Source organism: Psychroflexus tropicus DSM 15496, from assembly GCF_000378765.1.
GTDB classification, from domain to species: domain Bacteria; phylum Bacteroidota; class Bacteroidia; order Flavobacteriales; family Flavobacteriaceae; genus Psychroflexus; species Psychroflexus tropicus.
Genome location: NZ_KB905342.1, coordinates 435,101 through 451,523 on the forward strand (window position 1 = coordinate 435,101; position 16,423 = coordinate 451,523).

The 16,423-nt window shown below is 36.5% G+C and carries 15 protein-coding genes; 4 read left to right on the forward strand and 11 right to left on the reverse strand.

Translation table 11 applies throughout. From position 1 onward, the window contains the following. Window positions 1-22: 22 nt before the first annotated feature. Entirely contained in the window at window positions 23-1,162 is a 1,140-nt protein-coding gene (locus F598_RS0101945; protein ID WP_019037332.1) for a DNA polymerase III subunit, read from the forward strand. Between the two features lie 49 nt (window positions 1,163-1,211). Here the strand turns inward: F598_RS0101945 and F598_RS0101950 are convergent, their stop codons facing one another. The 7 genes from F598_RS0101950 to F598_RS0101980 all read right to left on the reverse strand — a co-directional run bounded on the left by F598_RS0101950 (window position 1,212) and on the right by F598_RS0101980 (window position 10,670). Beyond that, window positions 1,212-1,760 carry an OmpH/Skp family outer membrane protein gene (locus F598_RS0101950; protein ID WP_019037333.1) on the reverse strand — a complete coding sequence of 183 codons (549 nt, stop codon included), beginning with the start codon at window positions 1,758-1,760 and terminating at the stop codon, window positions 1,212-1,214. A gap of 260 nt (window positions 1,761-2,020) precedes the next feature. Continuing rightward, window positions 2,021-2,653, reverse strand: coding sequence for a T9SS type A sorting domain-containing protein (locus F598_RS0101955; protein WP_019037334.1), 633 nt, complete (start codon window positions 2,651-2,653; stop codon window positions 2,021-2,023). Window positions 2,654-3,023: 370 nt separating this feature from the next. Further along, window positions 3,024-3,977 carry a T9SS type A sorting domain-containing protein gene (locus F598_RS0101960; protein ID WP_019037335.1) on the reverse strand — a complete coding sequence of 318 codons (954 nt, stop codon included), beginning with the start codon at window positions 3,975-3,977 and terminating at the stop codon, window positions 3,024-3,026. Window positions 3,978-4,153: 176 nt separating this feature from the next. After that, window positions 4,154-4,969 carry a class I SAM-dependent methyltransferase gene (locus tag F598_RS0101965; protein WP_245539736.1) on the reverse strand — a complete coding sequence of 272 codons (816 nt, stop codon included), beginning with the start codon at window positions 4,967-4,969 and terminating at the stop codon, window positions 4,154-4,156. Between the two features lie 22 nt (window positions 4,970-4,991). Next, complete coding sequence (gene mnmG, locus F598_RS0101970; RefSeq protein ID WP_019037337.1) at window positions 4,992-6,863, reverse strand: tRNA uridine-5-carboxymethylaminomethyl(34) synthesis enzyme MnmG; 1,872 nt, start codon at window positions 6,861-6,863, stop codon at window positions 4,992-4,994. 5 nt (window positions 6,864-6,868) lie between these two features. Continuing rightward, the gene (gene ybeY, locus F598_RS0101975; protein ID WP_033408315.1) at window positions 6,869-7,300 is read right to left on the reverse strand and encodes an rRNA maturation RNase YbeY; all 432 of its coding nucleotides are present in this window, start codon (window positions 7,298-7,300) and stop codon (window positions 6,869-6,871) included. Then, a complete protein-coding gene (locus tag F598_RS0101980; protein ID WP_019037339.1) occupies window positions 7,284-10,670 on the reverse strand; it encodes a DUF4175 family protein in 3,387 nt (1,128 codons plus the stop codon). The genes ybeY and F598_RS0101980 overlap by 17 nt, the downstream gene beginning before the upstream one ends. A gap of 181 nt (window positions 10,671-10,851) precedes the next feature. On the opposite strand from F598_RS0101980, the gene F598_RS15230 reads away from it, so the two are divergent. Next, window positions 10,852-11,019, forward strand: a complete 168-nt coding sequence (locus F598_RS15230) for a hypothetical protein (protein WP_019037340.1) — start codon at window positions 10,852-10,854, stop codon at window positions 11,017-11,019. Window positions 11,020-11,027: 8 nt separating this feature from the next. Here the strand turns inward: F598_RS15230 and F598_RS0101990 are convergent, their stop codons facing one another. From F598_RS0101990 to F598_RS0102005, 4 genes are all read right to left on the reverse strand, one after another. Continuing rightward, window positions 11,028-11,606, reverse strand: a complete 579-nt coding sequence (locus F598_RS0101990; RefSeq protein ID WP_019037341.1) for a hypothetical protein — start codon at window positions 11,604-11,606, stop codon at window positions 11,028-11,030. Window positions 11,607-11,759: 153 nt separating this feature from the next. Then, entirely contained in the window at window positions 11,760-12,218 is a 459-nt protein-coding gene (locus F598_RS14270) for an outer membrane beta-barrel protein (RefSeq protein WP_019037342.1), read from the reverse strand. A gap of 123 nt (window positions 12,219-12,341) precedes the next feature. After that, window positions 12,342-13,199: a restriction endonuclease gene (locus F598_RS0102000; RefSeq protein ID WP_019037343.1), complete on the reverse strand. Its 858-nt coding sequence runs from the start codon at window positions 13,197-13,199 to the stop codon at window positions 12,342-12,344. A gap of 88 nt (window positions 13,200-13,287) precedes the next feature. Next, entirely contained in the window at window positions 13,288-13,554 is a 267-nt protein-coding gene (locus F598_RS0102005; RefSeq protein ID WP_019037344.1) for a hypothetical protein, read from the reverse strand. A gap of 265 nt (window positions 13,555-13,819) precedes the next feature. Between F598_RS0102005 and gltX the strand changes: the two genes are divergently transcribed. Together gltX and F598_RS0102015 are read left to right on the forward strand one after the other, a co-directional pair. Next, the gene (gene gltX, locus F598_RS0102010; protein WP_019037345.1) at window positions 13,820-15,337 is read left to right on the forward strand and encodes a glutamate--tRNA ligase; all 1,518 of its coding nucleotides are present in this window, start codon (window positions 13,820-13,822) and stop codon (window positions 15,335-15,337) included. A gap of 70 nt (window positions 15,338-15,407) precedes the next feature. Beyond that, complete coding sequence (locus F598_RS0102015) at window positions 15,408-16,352, forward strand: SPFH domain-containing protein (protein ID WP_019037346.1); 945 nt, start codon at window positions 15,408-15,410, stop codon at window positions 16,350-16,352. Window positions 16,353-16,423 lie beyond the last annotated feature (71 nt).

Consider the following 16,423-nt stretch of genomic DNA (forward strand, 5'->3'; position numbering starts at 1 on the left):
ATAGCTTTGTTATTTTAGCCGCATGACATTTGATGATATCCTAGGCTTAGACCATCTTAAAAAGCATTTGATAACCAGTATTGAGAATCAACGTGTGCCACATGCGCAAATATTTGTAGGTTCAACTGGCTCTGGCACTTTACCTATGGCTATTGCTTTTGCCAGATTATTAATGCTTGAGCGCTCGCAATCAGAACGACACAGTAGTCTTGTTAGTTTTATGGATCAATTGACACATCCCGATTTACATTTTGTCTATCCGATTAATAAAACAGCCTCTTCCCCCAAAAAACCTGTGTCTAAAGACTTCATTAAGGACTGGAGGCGATTCGTATTGTCTAACCCTTACCAGACCCTTTACGATTGGTATATGCACATTGGTATCGAAAAGAAACAAGGCTCTATCAATGTAGATGAAGCTGCTGATGTGGTCAAATCACTTTCTTTAAAATCTTACGAAGGCGGTCCAAAGATCATGATTATGTGGTGCGCCGATAAACTCAATACATCAGCCTCTAATAAGCTTCTTAAACTCATAGAGGAGCCTCCGCAGAACACCTATTTTATACTCATTACCGATTCACCAGAGGATATTTTGCAAACCATACGTTCTCGATGTCAGCGTTTAGATTTTCCGCCCCTTGGAGAGGCCGATTTGGTTAAGGGTTTATTGGCTAAGTTCGATATGACAAAAAATGAGGCCATAAAAATCGCTCAGCAAGCCGATGGGAGTTTTTCTAAAGCCTTACATCTTGCTGAACATAATTCTGATGACGAGAAATTTGAACAATGGTTCATCACCTGGGTGCGTAGTGCCTTTAAAGCCAAAGGAAATAAACACGTGGTATCCGATTTACTAAACTGGTCTGAGGCACTGGCTTCTGAAACACGGGAAACGCAAAAGCGTTTTTTGAACTATTGCATTCAATTTTTTAGACAGGCCCTTCTCAATCACTATCACGTAAAGCCTTTAGTTTTTATCGAGCCTTACGATTCAAATTTCAAATTCGATAAGTTTTCCCAGTTTATCTCTGGACATAACATCGAATCCATATTTAAAGTTTTAGAGGAGGCTTCCTACCATATTGAGCGAAATGGAAACGCCAAAATGATTTTTTCTGATTTATCTTTTCAATTGACAAGATTACTACATAAAAAATAAAGCCATTCTAATTTCAGAATGGCTTTATTAGTTTTATAAAGAATGAGCATTAATCTTCGCTTTTCTCATCATCCATAGAGTCTTCTGACGCAGATTCATCAGCTGCATTTAACTCATCCAGCACATCTTGAGTAATGTCTAAACCTTCTTTGGCATACATGATATTAGCAGACTCGTTAGAACCAAAAATGTAAGCATAACCTCTTTCTTCACCGTAGTCAGCAACAAAGTCTTTCACTTCCGTAATTAGTGAATCTATTGCTTGGTCACTTTCCTGTCTAAGCATTTGGCTTTTTTGCTGTTGTCTTTGCTGAAGCATTTGCTGCTTTTGCATAAGCTCACCTTGTCTTCGTTCTCTATCTTGAGTAGACATTCTGTTCATGCCTTCCTGAAACTCCTGTACTTCTTCTTGAAATCTGGCGGCTACGGAATCTAATTCTTCGGATAAGGCTTTACTCTTTTTTTCAAATCTCGCCTCTGTTGACTTCATTTTATAATAATCCTGAATAAGAACAGTATTATCCACATAAGCAGTTTTATCTTGAGTACAAGACATCAAAGTGGCAATGGTCGCTAAGCTTAAAATAATTTTCTTCATGGTAATTTTGAATTTTGACAAATGTATAAAAAGATGCTAAAGATAAAAGGGATTTTACTCTATTATAAAATCTAATAGAATTAATAATAGTAATAACTTAATATTATTGAATAGGACCCCAATATTTTTAATTTAAGCCATTATTTTAATTAATTCATACTAATCCATCACTTCAGTCAAAAAAACGCTTATATACGCTTATTTCGAAGAATAAACATGTTTTATCAATACTTATAAGTTTCAGTATTACTCAAATTAAATCACTCGATAATTATTTTTCTTGTAACACTATTATTAGAAGTTGAAAGATTTAAGAAATAAAGTCCAGCAGATAATTTTGATATGTCTATTGAGTTATTAATAACCTTTATTTTAACTTCTTTACCATCTGCATTAAATAAGGCTATCTTTTTAAAGTCCGTATTGAAAGGTAATCTTAAATAAATTATTTCACTAGCAGGATTTGGAAATATCACTATATCCGATAAATCTGACTCTTCAGTATCCAAAAATGAATCGCCAATCAAGTTTAAAATGATATGATTATCATCAAAGCCAAAACTTTCAAAACTAGAAGGAGAAAAAATTTCACAAAAATCTGATGAGATATAGCCAAAATCTGTTTGTCCATGAGAGTTTCGTCCTATCTCAAATACATAATTGTTTGGCGGTTCAGGACTCGCTTTTATATCTAAAGCTACAATCAATTCAGTAGAGGCATCTACAATTACAGATTCATCAAAAACAACTTCATAAAGTGAAGGACCACTATTTCTAATTACTTCAAATTCTTTAGAAGCTAGTTCAGTTAATTGCCCATTAGGAAATTTTTCAGATGAAGTATATAAACGAACTGTATTTACAACAGAAGTATTTGGATTATTGATATCCAAAAATGTAGCTATAAATCCTATGCCTATTGCATTAAAAGCACCATTAAACCCAAAATCCGACGGTATTTAGGCTCTGTAATAAATATTATCTTCATTCTTCAAATTTGTTCCTTCCTAGTCATCGTAACAACCAAGACTTCCATTATCATACTCCTGACTTAATGAATGCGATAAGGTTTGCTGTATGTAAGTTGATTTCTCTTTTTTAGAGATTTCATATTGATTCTTATATGTTTCTGAGTTTAACTGTTGCGCATGGCCTATCCAACAATAAAAATATCAGGCTTATTATAATTTTCTTCATACGTATAGATAAAAAAACCCGCATTAGTACTCATACTAAGCGGGCTGTTTTCTTGATTTATTTGATTTATTGGATAATGACTTTTTTGGAAACAGATCCTTCTGTAGTTTGAATTTTTAATAAATATACTCCAGACGAGAGGCTAGATACATTTATCGATTTACTCTGAATTCTTAATCCAGTATCTTTTCCAGTTAAATCATATAGTGTCCCTGACGTGAATTCAATGCTTGATGGAATTTCAAGATTAATAATATCCTTAGCTGGATTAGGAAATATAGAAACACTATTCGCTAAAAATTCACTTGAATTCAAAAAGGTATCTCCTAATAGATTTAATATAATATGGTTATCTGGAAAACCAATACTAGCAAAAGTACTTGGTGTTGTTAATCCACATGCAGTAGATGATAAATAACTTGGAGCACTTTCTCCTAAATCATTCACACCAATTCTAAAGTCATAATTATTTGGAGCTGGTCTCCCTTCTGATATATCAACAGCAACAATTAGCTCAGTCGATGCATCCACGATAACAGCTTCATCAAATATAATTTCAAGTAGTTGATTATTATCAGCAGCCGAAACTTCAAAGTCTTTAGAAGCAATCTCTGTTAGCGTACCCGCTGGAAAGACATCACTTGAAGTATACAACCTTACAGTGTTTATGATAGTTGGATTTGTTCCCCCAATATCAACAAATCTTGCATAAAAACTTATCCCTTGTGCTTGAAAATCACCTGAATAACCAAACTCTGAAGGAGTATAAGCTCTGTAGAAAATATTATCAGATATAAACTCATCACCACTGCCAGGTTGACCATCTGTTGGATCCGATAAACATGCTACTCCACCACTAAGCACTATATCACTTTCCGAGTGTGATAATGTTTGTTGAGCGTATTGAGAATTATTGAAATCTCTGTTTTCACTCGGTGCATCATTAATTGATTTTTTAAATTCTTGGGCGTACCCGAAACTGATTGCGAATAACGCAACGGTCAATGTAATTTTTTTCATAAAAGTATATTTAATTAAGAGATCAATTTTAAACAATTTAATCCTAATAAAAAAATTAAATAGTCAAATACATCACTAAAAATGCTGAGTAGCACTGTTTTATTTAAATAAGACTAATTACTATAATGCCATTTAGCAAGACCCATTTTTTTGCCAATAAACAGCATTTATTGATACTATCGTCTGAGAATAAACATGTTAGAAGAATACTCTTTAGTCGATTTTGCTTTCAGGTTAGAAAGCCAACCTCTCCATAAGCCCAAGACTTTTGGATTTCCTTTATAAGATTCTGAAATCATAGAAATATAATAGGCATCAAAAGGCATGGGTAAGATATCCACTACTTCTAATTCATTTTGCTGTGCAATATGTTTGATGTTTTGTTTGCTAAAGTGCCAAAGATGTCTTGGCACGTCCCAGGCCGCCCATTTCTCTCTGTAATATTTTGCATCGTAAGAATTATAGTTTGGTACGGCAATCACCAAATTCCCCTCAGGTTTCAGTATTTCTTTTAATTGTGCTATGGTGGCTTGATAATCTTCAACATGCTCTAAAACGTGAAACAATGTGATGACATCATAACCTGAGCCCAACTGCTCTTTCTTATTATACACAGGTATATTTCTAGATAATGCTTTTTGGTAAGCTAGGGGTGTAGGTTCAAATCCTTCGGCACTGATTTGCTTGTGGTTTAGAAATTCAACAAAATCACCAGTACCACATCCGTAATCTAAAACAGTATTGAGTTTAGTTGTATAATCTTTAATCCTTTTGAGTTTAGTCTGGAACATTCTTTTTTTCACCAGATTATAAACTTTATTAATTATTGATTTTTTTTCAGACTGATGAGAAATATAATCTCCAAAATTATAGTATTCAGATAATGTTAACGGTTTAGGATATGTGTATAAGACCTGATTTGAATCTTTTCTTAGTTCAAATTCATCCCCTGTGTAGGCTTCGTCCTTAATTTTCAATTTTGTAATATCCATTCGCATTGTTCCACGTGGAACATTATCTTCCCATATGAACTAAAAGGACCGATACATCACTTGGATTGACGCCGCTTACTCTTGAAGCTTGAGATACTGTCCTTGGTTTGATTTTACTTAATTTTTCTCTGGCTTCATATGACATTGATTTTAGAAGCGAATAATCAAAGTGTTCTGGAATTTTTACATTTTCTAGACGATTGAGTTTGTCAGCATTTTGTTTTTCTTTTTCAATGTAGCCTGCATATTTCACCTGAACTTCTACTTGTTCTAGCACCTCGTTATCGATGTCATTTTCTTGAATGAATTGTTCAACGCTTTCTAGTTGTCGCATATCTTGCATCGTGATGTTTGGACGTGCAAATATTTTAAAGAGTTTTCCTTGCTGATCAACTTTTGAAGAATTTTTGGCTTCCAGTATAGGATTAATTTCAGAAGTAGTGACGCTCTGGTTTTCGAAAAACTTGACAAAAGCCTCAGACTTGTTTTGTTTTTCTTCCATTAACCTCATGCGTTCTTCGCCTGCTAATCCAAGTTCATATGATTTTGCAGTTAATCTAAAATCTGCATTATCCTGTCTCAGTAAGGTTCTATACTCTGCCCTTGACGTAAACATTCGATAAGGCTCTTCTGTGCCTTTCGTGATCAAATCATCTATAAGCACTCCAATGTAAGCTTCGCTTCTGGATAAAGTAAACTCTTCTTTTTTCTGAACTTTTAAGGCTGCATTAATTCCAGCTATCATTCCTTGAGAAGCGGCTTCTTCATATCCAGTGGTGCCGTTGATTTGTCCTGCGAAGTATAGCCCATCCACTAATTTAGTTTCAAGCGTATGTCTTAATTGAGTGGGTGGAAAATAATCGTATTCTATCGCATAACCTGGTCTAAAGAATTTTACATTTTCAAATCCAGCGCAGCGTTTCAATGCTTTGTATTGAATGTCTTCTGGTAATGAAGTAGAAAATCCATTAACGTAATATTCAACCGTATTCCATCCTTCAGGTTCTACGAACATTTGGTGTCTGTCTTTATCGGCGAATCGGTGAATTTTATCTTCTATACTTGGGCAATATCTAGGTCCGGTACTTTTAATAGCACCATTAAACATCGGTGACCTGTCAAAGCCCTCTTTTAAAAGTTCATGAACTTCATTAGAAGTATAACTCATCCAGCAACTTCTTTGTTTTTGTAGCGGTTGCGTTTCGTTTAAGTATGAAAATTTCCAAGGTTCTTCATCGCCTGGTTGTTCGATCATTTTAGAAAAATCTAAGGATCTCCCATCCACTCGTGGAGGTGTTCCGGTTTTCATCCGTCCTGCTTCAAATCCAAGATCCTCTAGTTCTTTAGTAATTCCAAAAGAAGCCCGCTCTCCTGCTCTTCCTCCACCAAAGTTTTTATCTCCAATATGAATTAAACCATTTAAAAAGGTTCCATTAGTTAGGATAACTGTTTTTGCTTTAATTTCTAAACCGAGAGAGGTTTTTACTCCCACAAGTTTATTGTTTTTTACGATTAAGCCAGAAACCATTTCCTGATAAAAATCAAGATTCTCTGTTTTCTCCAGACGTTCTCTCCAGTGCTGTGAAAACAACATTCGATCACTTTGCACACGAGGACTCCACATGGCAGGCCCTTTCGATTTGTTTAGCATTTTAAATTGAATGGCACTGGTATCCGACACTAAACCACTGTAGCCTCCAAGAGCATCGATTTCTCTCAGTATTTGCCCCTTGGCAATTCCTCCCATAGCAGGATTACAAGACATTTGTGCAATGTTCTGCAAATTCATGGTCACCAGCAAGGTGCTGCTTCCCATGTTCGCTGCAGCTGCTGCAGCCTCGCTTCCAGCGTGACCAGCTCCTACTACAATCACATCATACTTATCCTTAAACATAGCTTCTATTTTTGTTCCACGTGGAACAATTTCATTTTTTTAGTTTCTAAAGCCCTCATTTGGGCTTTCAATTCTTCAGTAGAGTCGTCATAACCACAGCAATGTAATACACCGTGAACCATAACTCTCTTCAATTCATCTTCAAAGGGAACCTCAAAATTCTCTGCATTATCTTTAACCCGATCCGTACTGATGTATATTTCAGCTGAAATAAAATCACCTTCAGAATAATCAAAAGTGATTATATCTGTATAGGTATCGTGGTTTAAATACTTCTGATTAATTTCTAACAAATCCTGATCACTACAAAAAATAAAGCTGAGGTCTCCTCTCTTTTTTTCTTCTGAAAGCAACACCGATTTTAACCACTCTTTGTGCAGCAAATCTTGTTTCAAAACGAAATCGCCTTTGGAGTAAAAATTAATTTGACTTTCCATCAAAGTAGATATTAATCAGCTTTTTATATTCAGGCTGCAAAGGTAATTGTTGTCTATTTAAAATCTCAATTGTGTTAAAATATTCTTTAGCCTTTTCCTCCCAGTTTTTACTGTTAGATTTCGAATTGTTTTTCCGAGTTTCTGCTTCTCTGTCTTCATCCTGACCTTGTTGATTTGCAGCTTTTTCTAATTTAAGCAGCTGGTGATTCACCTCTTCCATTTGTTTTAATAAATCACTGCTAAAGCCTTTCATCAACAATTCTTGTTCCAGCTTGTCCAGGCTCTTGTTTAAATTATCAGTATTGCCTTTGAGTCCAAGCTGCTCAATTCTTTGCTCTAATTCATCCCTAAGTTGTTGCTGCTGCTTATATATTTGATAGATCTCACCACTCATCTGTTCCCCCTGCTGTTGTTTTCCCTTTTGATTTCCGCCTGGTTTATTCCCCTGCTCTCCCTGAGATTTAGCTTCGCCCTGTTCTTTTCGCTCACCAGCTTTTGACTCTTCACCCGATTCTGAAGATTGGCCCTCTTTGCCTTGTCCTTTTTGCTGACCTTTTTGCATTTGCTGTTTTAACTCCTCATGGGATTTTATAATATCCGACAATTGTTCGCCTGGTTTTCCGCTTCCAGGTTTAGGCTGCCCTGCCCCTTTCATTTGATTTTGCATCTGGTCCAGCGCCTCATCCAGTAAATTAGAAAGTTCGTTGGCGTACATCATGGTGTATTGCTGGCTGGTGGTTCCCATGTGCACATCATTTTCTGCGAGCCGTTCTAATGATTTTTTGATATTGAAATTAATATCCGAAAGTTTATTATTGACAGTCTCCTTAATCATTGGTGTACGCATAGCCAAAGCATATAAACTATCATCCACATGTGTAAAATTCTCTCTGAGTTCTGCTTGCCTTCTCAACTTGGAAGCATAAACAGGATTCGCATTGGACATGCCTTTGAAATCGTCCATTAAAGATTCCTGTTCTTGAGAAAAAATAATGAGATTACTTAAGATCTGCCTCAACATCACTGCGTCCTCAGAAGCCTGTTCCATCGAAGAAGATGCCATCGAATTTTTCATTTTTTGGGACAGGGCTTCCATTTGTTCTGCGGCCTTTTTTTGCTTCTGCTGCCCAGAGGTTTTACTGGATTTCTGCTGCTCTTCACCCTTATCTTTCGCTTCTGAAGATTTCAAATCTTCTTTGGCCTCTTCCTGTTGCTGATCAATTTCCTCACTGATAGCTTCATCATTTCCAAGTTGCATCGGCGCCTTCAACTCTTTATTCTTTTTATCTAATTCCTCTAGCTCTTTTTTTAATTCGTCAAACTCTTTATTAAGTTGCTCTTGTTCCTGAGATGAATTATTTTCAGAATCTGATAATTCCTCCTGTTCTTTAGCTAAATTCTGTAATTCTTCCGCTAGTTTTTCTGCTTTCTTTTCTACGTAAAAGCGCTTTGTCAATTCCAGGAGTTGTTCTAAATTCTTCTCTTGTTTACTCGATTCACGATCGTAATTTTCAAGCTTTTCATTGAGCTCTTCCTGGTTGATTTGCTCTTTGAGACGCTCCAATTCTTCAAGCAACTTTTGATTTTTTTCTATTTGCTTTTGGTTTTTTTCTAATCGTTCTTCCAGATTTTCTTTAGCTTTATCCTGAGCTTCAGGGTTCAAATTATTGAAGTCTTCCTTAAGGCGTTCACTATAATTTTTCATCATTTGCATCTGCTGCTTTTGCCGCTGGATGAAATTATCTAGTTTTTGTTTTTCAGAATAATTGAGTGTGTTTTCTTTTTTTTGCTTATTCAATAATTCTTTAAAATCTTTTTTATTTTTCCGTCGATCCTGTAATTCTTCAGATAGTTTTTCTACCGATGTGTTTTGGCGTTTTAGATTTTCAGAAGTTTCTTCAAGCTGAGTTTTTTTACGGTAGGTAAATACGCTAGAGCGAGATGACTTCTGGCCGTTGACCCCATCGTTATCGAAAACTTCAAAATAGTAGGTGTACTCCTTCCCTCCTTGTAATTCTAATTCGGCGTTGGGAAATGCATATGAAAATTCAGCATAATTTCCCTGAGGTATATAAATCTTCTTTGTGGTTTTATCACCCTGATTATTAGTTGTATAATACACCAAATTGAGTTGTGTCAGTCCATAATCGTCGGTTAGTTTACCAAAAAAATAGGATTGGTCCTGAAGCAAACTATCCTGTTTTTGTTCCAGCTTAATTTTGGGAAACTCATCTTTAATCACATTAATTGAATACGATAAGACCTCAAAATTTCTAAAATTAGAATTGGAGGTAGCTATGCTGTAGTTCTTACTCTTATTCTGAACCTGATTCAAAATAAACCTATCCTCATCCACTTCAAAATTTACAGTATCCGTATCATTGTAAAAGTCAACCTGATCTGTTGACTCTGTCTTGATCACCCACTCTATAGAGGTTCCTTCTGGTACAGAGACATTCCCTGTTCCCGATAAACTCGTATTTTTTTTTTGAGTATAAACTGGATAAGTGAGATTCATCAGCATGTCCTTAATCACAGGGATTTCAAGAACATTGATCGTGAAATTTTTAGAATACACCTGATTTGCACTTAGTTGAAAATCAATAGCGTTGTTGATAGACTTAAAATTGTAAGTGAAAACTCCATTATTTTCAGAAAGCCTTACCGACTCTCCATCGAGTTCCAAAAACACATCTTCTGGCTTTACTTCTCCGGTTGTCGTGACCTTCAGCTGAAAGCTTTGGCCTTTTTTAGCCTGAAGTTCTGGATTCAATATGGAAAATTGGAAAGGAGCAGGCGCTTCATATTCTGTCGAATAATTCACTATTCGTTTATAACTGTAAGAAAAGGATTCACCAAATCCGGATATCCAAATGGCTGCCAGCACCAAAACAGGAACTGCTAGAAATCGAGAATACTTAAGGTTCTGCTTAAAGTCAATCGCCATTTGGAAAGGGATAGGCTTTAAGTCTTTTGATTTTTGTTCAATACTGGCCAGAATAAGCTCATCTTCGGCGCCCTGAGCTTTCAATTGTAAAATATTTTTAAGCTTATCGCTTACCTCAGGAAAATGAGCGCCAATTTGAGAGGAAGCCTCATCATAATTTATACCTTTTGAAAGTTTAAATAACTGACTTAAAGGAAGCAGAATCCATTTTGAAAAAAAGACTAATTCCAGAGCAATGATGGACCAGAACAGTACCGTTCTAAAGCTGGCATCAAACCATAAAAAATATTCTAAGGCCGCCCCAAAAATAAACAGTAATAAGCTTAAGCCCAAAAAAAGTAAAGCACCTTTAATCAAGAGATTGACATAGAATTTTTTGATAAAACGCTCCAGCTTTTGTTCTATGATTTTATAATGCTGCATAAATTTCTTTTCAATACCTGATATAACCTGCTAAGTTACCAATTAACTGGCTTAGTCCTAAAGACTTGAGTATTTTTAACGCTATGAAAGGATTCCTGTAAGCTAAAAAAACAAGATGTTTTGCGTAGGTTGATTCAATTCATTATATTATAATCATATACCTTGCATATCAACTAGTCTGATGAGTTTTAAATTTAAAAGAAGATTGCTTTTTATTCTTCCAAGTGTAGGATTGTTTTTTATAGACCAAACACTGGGATTAAGCTACCTCATTCTAATCAACATCCTACTTGCTATAATTGAGTATAAAGAAAAACAGGACGAAAAGAAAAACAATACTCCATCCTAAATTCAGAACTAATTTTTGTTGTAAAGTTTTGCGATCTGCAGTACAGAAAGTTGTTCTCCAGATAAAATACGCTGAGCTAATGCTGAATCATCCTGCAGGTAACTGGCTACAGCTTTTCTCCTTAGGCCAAAAAGCCCTTGAGTCACTCGAACCAATTCTGAGCTGCCTCTTTTTTGAAATAAAGGAATTTCCCGATAATAACCAGAATCTGGATCTCTCCACTCCAACTCATAGTAAGTTAGTTTTCCTTGAAGAACAACTTTTAAAAACACCTCATCTCCCTGTCCTTTTCTGGACATATAATTGATGTTGAAGAACTCAAAGCCCTCTTTTAGCCATTTGCTTTCAAAGCAACGATTTCCTTTTTTATAGAACTGAAGGTCGGATGGCGAAAATCGCTTTGTCAACCAACTTCCTTTAGTTTTGAATTTAATTTTTTTGAAAAGTTTCCCAAAAGGTTCATCGCTTCTGTCTCTAATTTGACCGAAAAGGGTATCTCCTTTTTTGGTCACTACAAAACCCTCCTCATAATTGGTGGTTTGAGAAGAAACCAATATGGAGGAACAGAGGATAACAATCCATAACATTAGACGTATTTTTTTCACAGATAATGTTGCTTGACATGTTTAAAAACTACTAAGTAAATATAAGGATATAAGGAAGTATTATTATATATATATATTAAAATAGCCTTCCAGAGTTTGAAAGGCTATCTGACAATATCATTTATAGAGAAATGCTCAAAGCAGAATATTAATCCCAAAAAATAAACTAGATGTATTAAGGTTGAGTCCAAACCCATTCGATTTATTAACATTAACAAAATCATCTTCATTTTTGATGCTATCATATTCTAAAGCACCAAAATTAGCTTGCAAAAACACACGTTCTGAAACGAAGTAATTGATACCAGGTCGGAATCCTATAAAAAAAGAATTCGTATCAGATTCACTTGCATTGGAATTGTTTCCAAAAGTTGAATTTCCAAATAAATACCTTACTTCTCCTCTTACACTTAGAGCAAAATCAGAATTGAGTGGGAAGAATTTTTCAATATAAGGTGTAAAACCAAATGAATTTGTTTCAGTTGTTCGATAATCAAATGAAGAGTCAAACTCAGATTTATTGTAATTATACGAAGCTCCTAAACCGAGCAGTAAATTATCAGCCACAGCGTAGCCTAATTCTGGACGGGTCAAATTTACCTACAACGGTCCCGTATAACCGTCAGTTACGGCTAAATTAGCGATAATTTTCGGTTTAGCACTGACGCTCGCAATTCCGAGTGGATTCGGACGTAGTCGAATCCGCCGTAATTGCGGTTATACATTGTTGCCACCAGTTTTTATTTCAATTCTCCTAGGTGTTATAGTAGTCAGAATATTTTCCATTTTCCTTATATTTTTGTTAGATAGTTCGACAGGTGAAAACATAACAATATAAAATATGAAATCCTCAAATTCCACGAATCCAGTATATTCAGGAATTGGGTGTTTCTTGTATTTAACCTTTCTCAAAACAACTTTAGAGTCTTTTCTTTTTATTGTATTTAAATACTCAATTTCAACCTCATAATTACCTTGTTCAAATCCGTCTTTTTGAATTTTTAATAAGTCATCAACGGTGACATTATTTTTTTTTCTGTTCCAAAAGTTTACATACATCCATTCTTCCATTTCAACATCAAACTCAGCACCTCTTTGATAAAGTGTAGCTAACCAATTCGGACAACTTCTAGCATCTATAATCCAACCGAATGGTGCGAATAGGTCAACAGCATTATTTCCAGCAAATGGCAGAGCATATTCTGTTTGAAATTCCTTTAACTGGTCAAAATTCAAAATATCAAGTTCTATGTCAGTCGGGTCATAATAAGCTCGATTTAAAGCAGTCTGTGAATATCCAACATTCGTAATCAAAAGTCCTTTATGTGCTTCTATGTCATTTAACATAGAGATGTAGTTTTCAACGGTTTTTACATCTATTTTTTTATTAAAAAACTTTGCGTCTATTGCAATTCTCAATCTATTTCCCGCAACATATTGTTCAATTAGAATATCAATTTGTCTGCTTCTTTTGGAATATCTGCCAACAATTTTCGCATCGAGAGTTATTTCGGCGTCTGGATATTCATTTCTGAAAATTTCAAATATTTCCTTTTCGTATTTTTTCCAGTTCATTTTTCAAATGGCTACCAACTAGCATATATCCTCAAAGATATATAACTTTTTAGAATAAAATCAGTTAATTGATCAACTCCTGCTGGACTTATTCTTCTTTTGGTTTAAAAAGCAGTCTTGCCTTTCCGGTTCCCTCATCGGTGGTGTCCAGGTACAGTTCGTAGTCTTTTGGCAAGCTCAAGGTTTGGGAAGTACCTGGGGCTATGTTTTTGGAGCTGAGGTCTTTTTGGCCTTTTTGCTGAATTCTGGCGCTAAAGCTTACAGCACCAATGTTTTCGATCAGGACCAGACAATCCTGGCCTTCATAAGGGTTAATAGCGGCATCCTGACCTGGTCCTTTACCGGTGATGGCCATGCTTTGCGAGGGCTAAAGCTCAAATTCGACCTGTGCTGAGGCTTCAGAATTGGATAAAAGACTCATCATCAAGCATAAGAAGCTGAAGGAAATTGATTTAAGGGACTTCATAGTGTAAGATATTAAGGATCAGAGTATCATAATTTCAATCTGATAAATATAGACAATTAATTGATAGGATAAATCCTCAAACTTGCAACGACCTTCCCCTGGATTTCATTCGTGGTGAACCTCAATAAATTTTATCTTTGTCAAAAAAGAGACCATGAATCAGCACATAAGAGTAAGATTTGCCCCAAGTCCTACAGGACCACTTCATATTGGTGGGGTTAGAACGGCTTTATATAATTACCTGTTCGCCAAAAAACACGGCGGTGATTTTTTATTAAGAATCGAAGATACCGACCAAACCCGTTTTGTAGAAGGCGCCGAGACTTACATCAAAGAAAGCCTGGACTGGTGTGGGATCTCTTATGACGAAGGACCAGAGCAACCCGGTGATTGTGGTCCTTACCGCCAGAGCGAGCGTAAAGATTTATACGCTGAGTATGTCGACCAGCTAATAGGTAATGGCCGTGCTTATTACGCCTTTGATACAGCTGAAGAACTCGATGCCAAACGAAAAGAAGCGGAACAGCAGGGCACCAAATTTAGTTACGGGCCTAAAAACAGAGACGATCTCAACAACTCTTTACACCTCTCTGCCGAAGAATTAAAAGTCAGGCTAGAAAATGAAGAGGCCTACGTGATTCGTTTCAAAACCGAAGCGCATAAAACCCTGGAACTTCATGATGAAATTCGCGGCTATATCGAAGTGGATACCGAGGTACTGGACGATAAAATTCTATTTAAAAGCGATGGCATGCCCACTTACCATCTGGCCAATATCGTGGATGACCATCTGATGAAAATTACCCATGTGATTCGAGGTGAAGAATGGTTACCATCACTCCCGCTACATGTGTCCTTATACCAGGCATTTGGCTGGGAGGCGCCAAAATTTGCGCACTTACCCTTGATTTTAAAACCAAGTGGTAAAGGTAAACTGAGCAAGCGTGATGGAGATCAACTTGGTTTCCCCGTGTTTCCTATAGAATGGATAGACCCCGCTTCAGGCGCTGTTTCTGCAGGTTACCGCGAGGAAGGTTACTTACCAGAAACCTTAACCAACATGCTGGCGCTTTTAGGCTGGAACGATGGCACCGATCAGGAGTTTTTCTCTCTGGAAGAAATGGTAGAAAAATTTGAGTTGTCCAGAGTTCATAAGTCAGGAGCAAAGTTTGATCCTGAAAAAACAGAATGGTTTCAGCACCATTACCTGCAAGAGCAGCCCGTCGAAGATTTGGTAGATCAGTTTCTTCCTATCCTGGCATCTAATGATGTTTATCCCGAAAAAACTTACGTCAAAGAGGTTGTGGCTACCATCAAAGAACGAGCGACCTTTGTATCAGATTTCTGGGAATTATCGTTCTTCTATTTTGTAGCCCCCACAGAGTTTGATGCCAAATCGGCTAAAAAAGCCTGGAAAAACGATTCTGAAGAATGGATGCGTGCTTTGATTGGAAAGCTGGAAAGCCTCGAAGACTTTTCTAAAGATAAGGTGCAGGCCGAGGTGAAAGACTGGATCAATACCCAGGGCTTAGGCTTTGGTAAAATCATGCAGCCCCTTCGACTGTCTTTAGTTGGTGCTATGCGGGGTCCAGATGTATTTCACATCGCCGCTTCTATTGGCAAAGCGGAAACACTTTCCAGGTTACACTTTGCGATGGAGAAATTATCTTAAATTTTCGATTACGGAACACTAAATAAATCCCATAATTAGACTATTTTTATAGGAATTTAAACCAATAATTATGGGATCATATTTAAGTATTTTTTTGGTGGTGATTGTCTTTTTCATCATCATCAGCGGTATTTTTACCGTTAAACAGCAAACTGCTGCTATTGTAGAACGTTTCGGAAGATTTCTGAGCATCAGAAATTCTGGACTCCACTTCAAAATACCGATCGTTGATAAAATATCAGGAAGAATCAATTTGAAAATTCAACAATTGGATGTGATCATCGAAACCAAAACCAAGGATGATGTGTTCGTTCAACTCAAAGTTTCGGTCCAGTACCAGGTGACTCGAGCAAAAATTTACGATGCTTTTTATAAGTTGGAAAGCCCAAGCGCTCAGATTACCTCCTATGTGTTTGATGTGGTTCGTGCTGAAGTGCCAAAAATGAAACTGGATGACGTGTTCGAACGTAAAGATGATATCGCTAATGCGGTAAAGCTTGAACTTAATGATGCTATGTTGGATTACGGTTACGACATCATAAGAACGCTTGTCACCGATATTGATCCGGACGATAAGGTAAAGGACTCTATGAACAGAATTAACGCCTCAGAGCGTGAAAAAGTAGCTGCTGAGTTTGAAGGCGAAGCCGAGCGTATCAAAATCGTTGCTGTTGCTAGAGCAGAAGCAGAAAGCAAGCGTTTACAAGGGCAGGGTATTGCGGACCAACGTAGAGAGATTGCTCGAGGTTTAGAAGAAAGTGTAGAGGTGTTAAATAATGTAGGAATCAACTCTCAGGAAGCTTCTGCTTTGATTGTGGTCACCCAACACTACGATACTTTACAGTCGGTAGGAAGTCAAACCAATTCTAACTTGATTCTGTTACCTAATTCTCCAGAAGCCGGAAGTAATATGTTGAATGATATGATCGCGTCATTTACAGCGTCCAGTCAGATTGGGGAAGAGATGAAAAAACAAAATGAACGTAAAGCGAATTCAGAAGAAGACGAAAACTAAGATGGAGTTGATTAGGAAATAAAAAACCCCAGCAGTACAATATTGCTGGGGTTTTGTATATATAACAATCA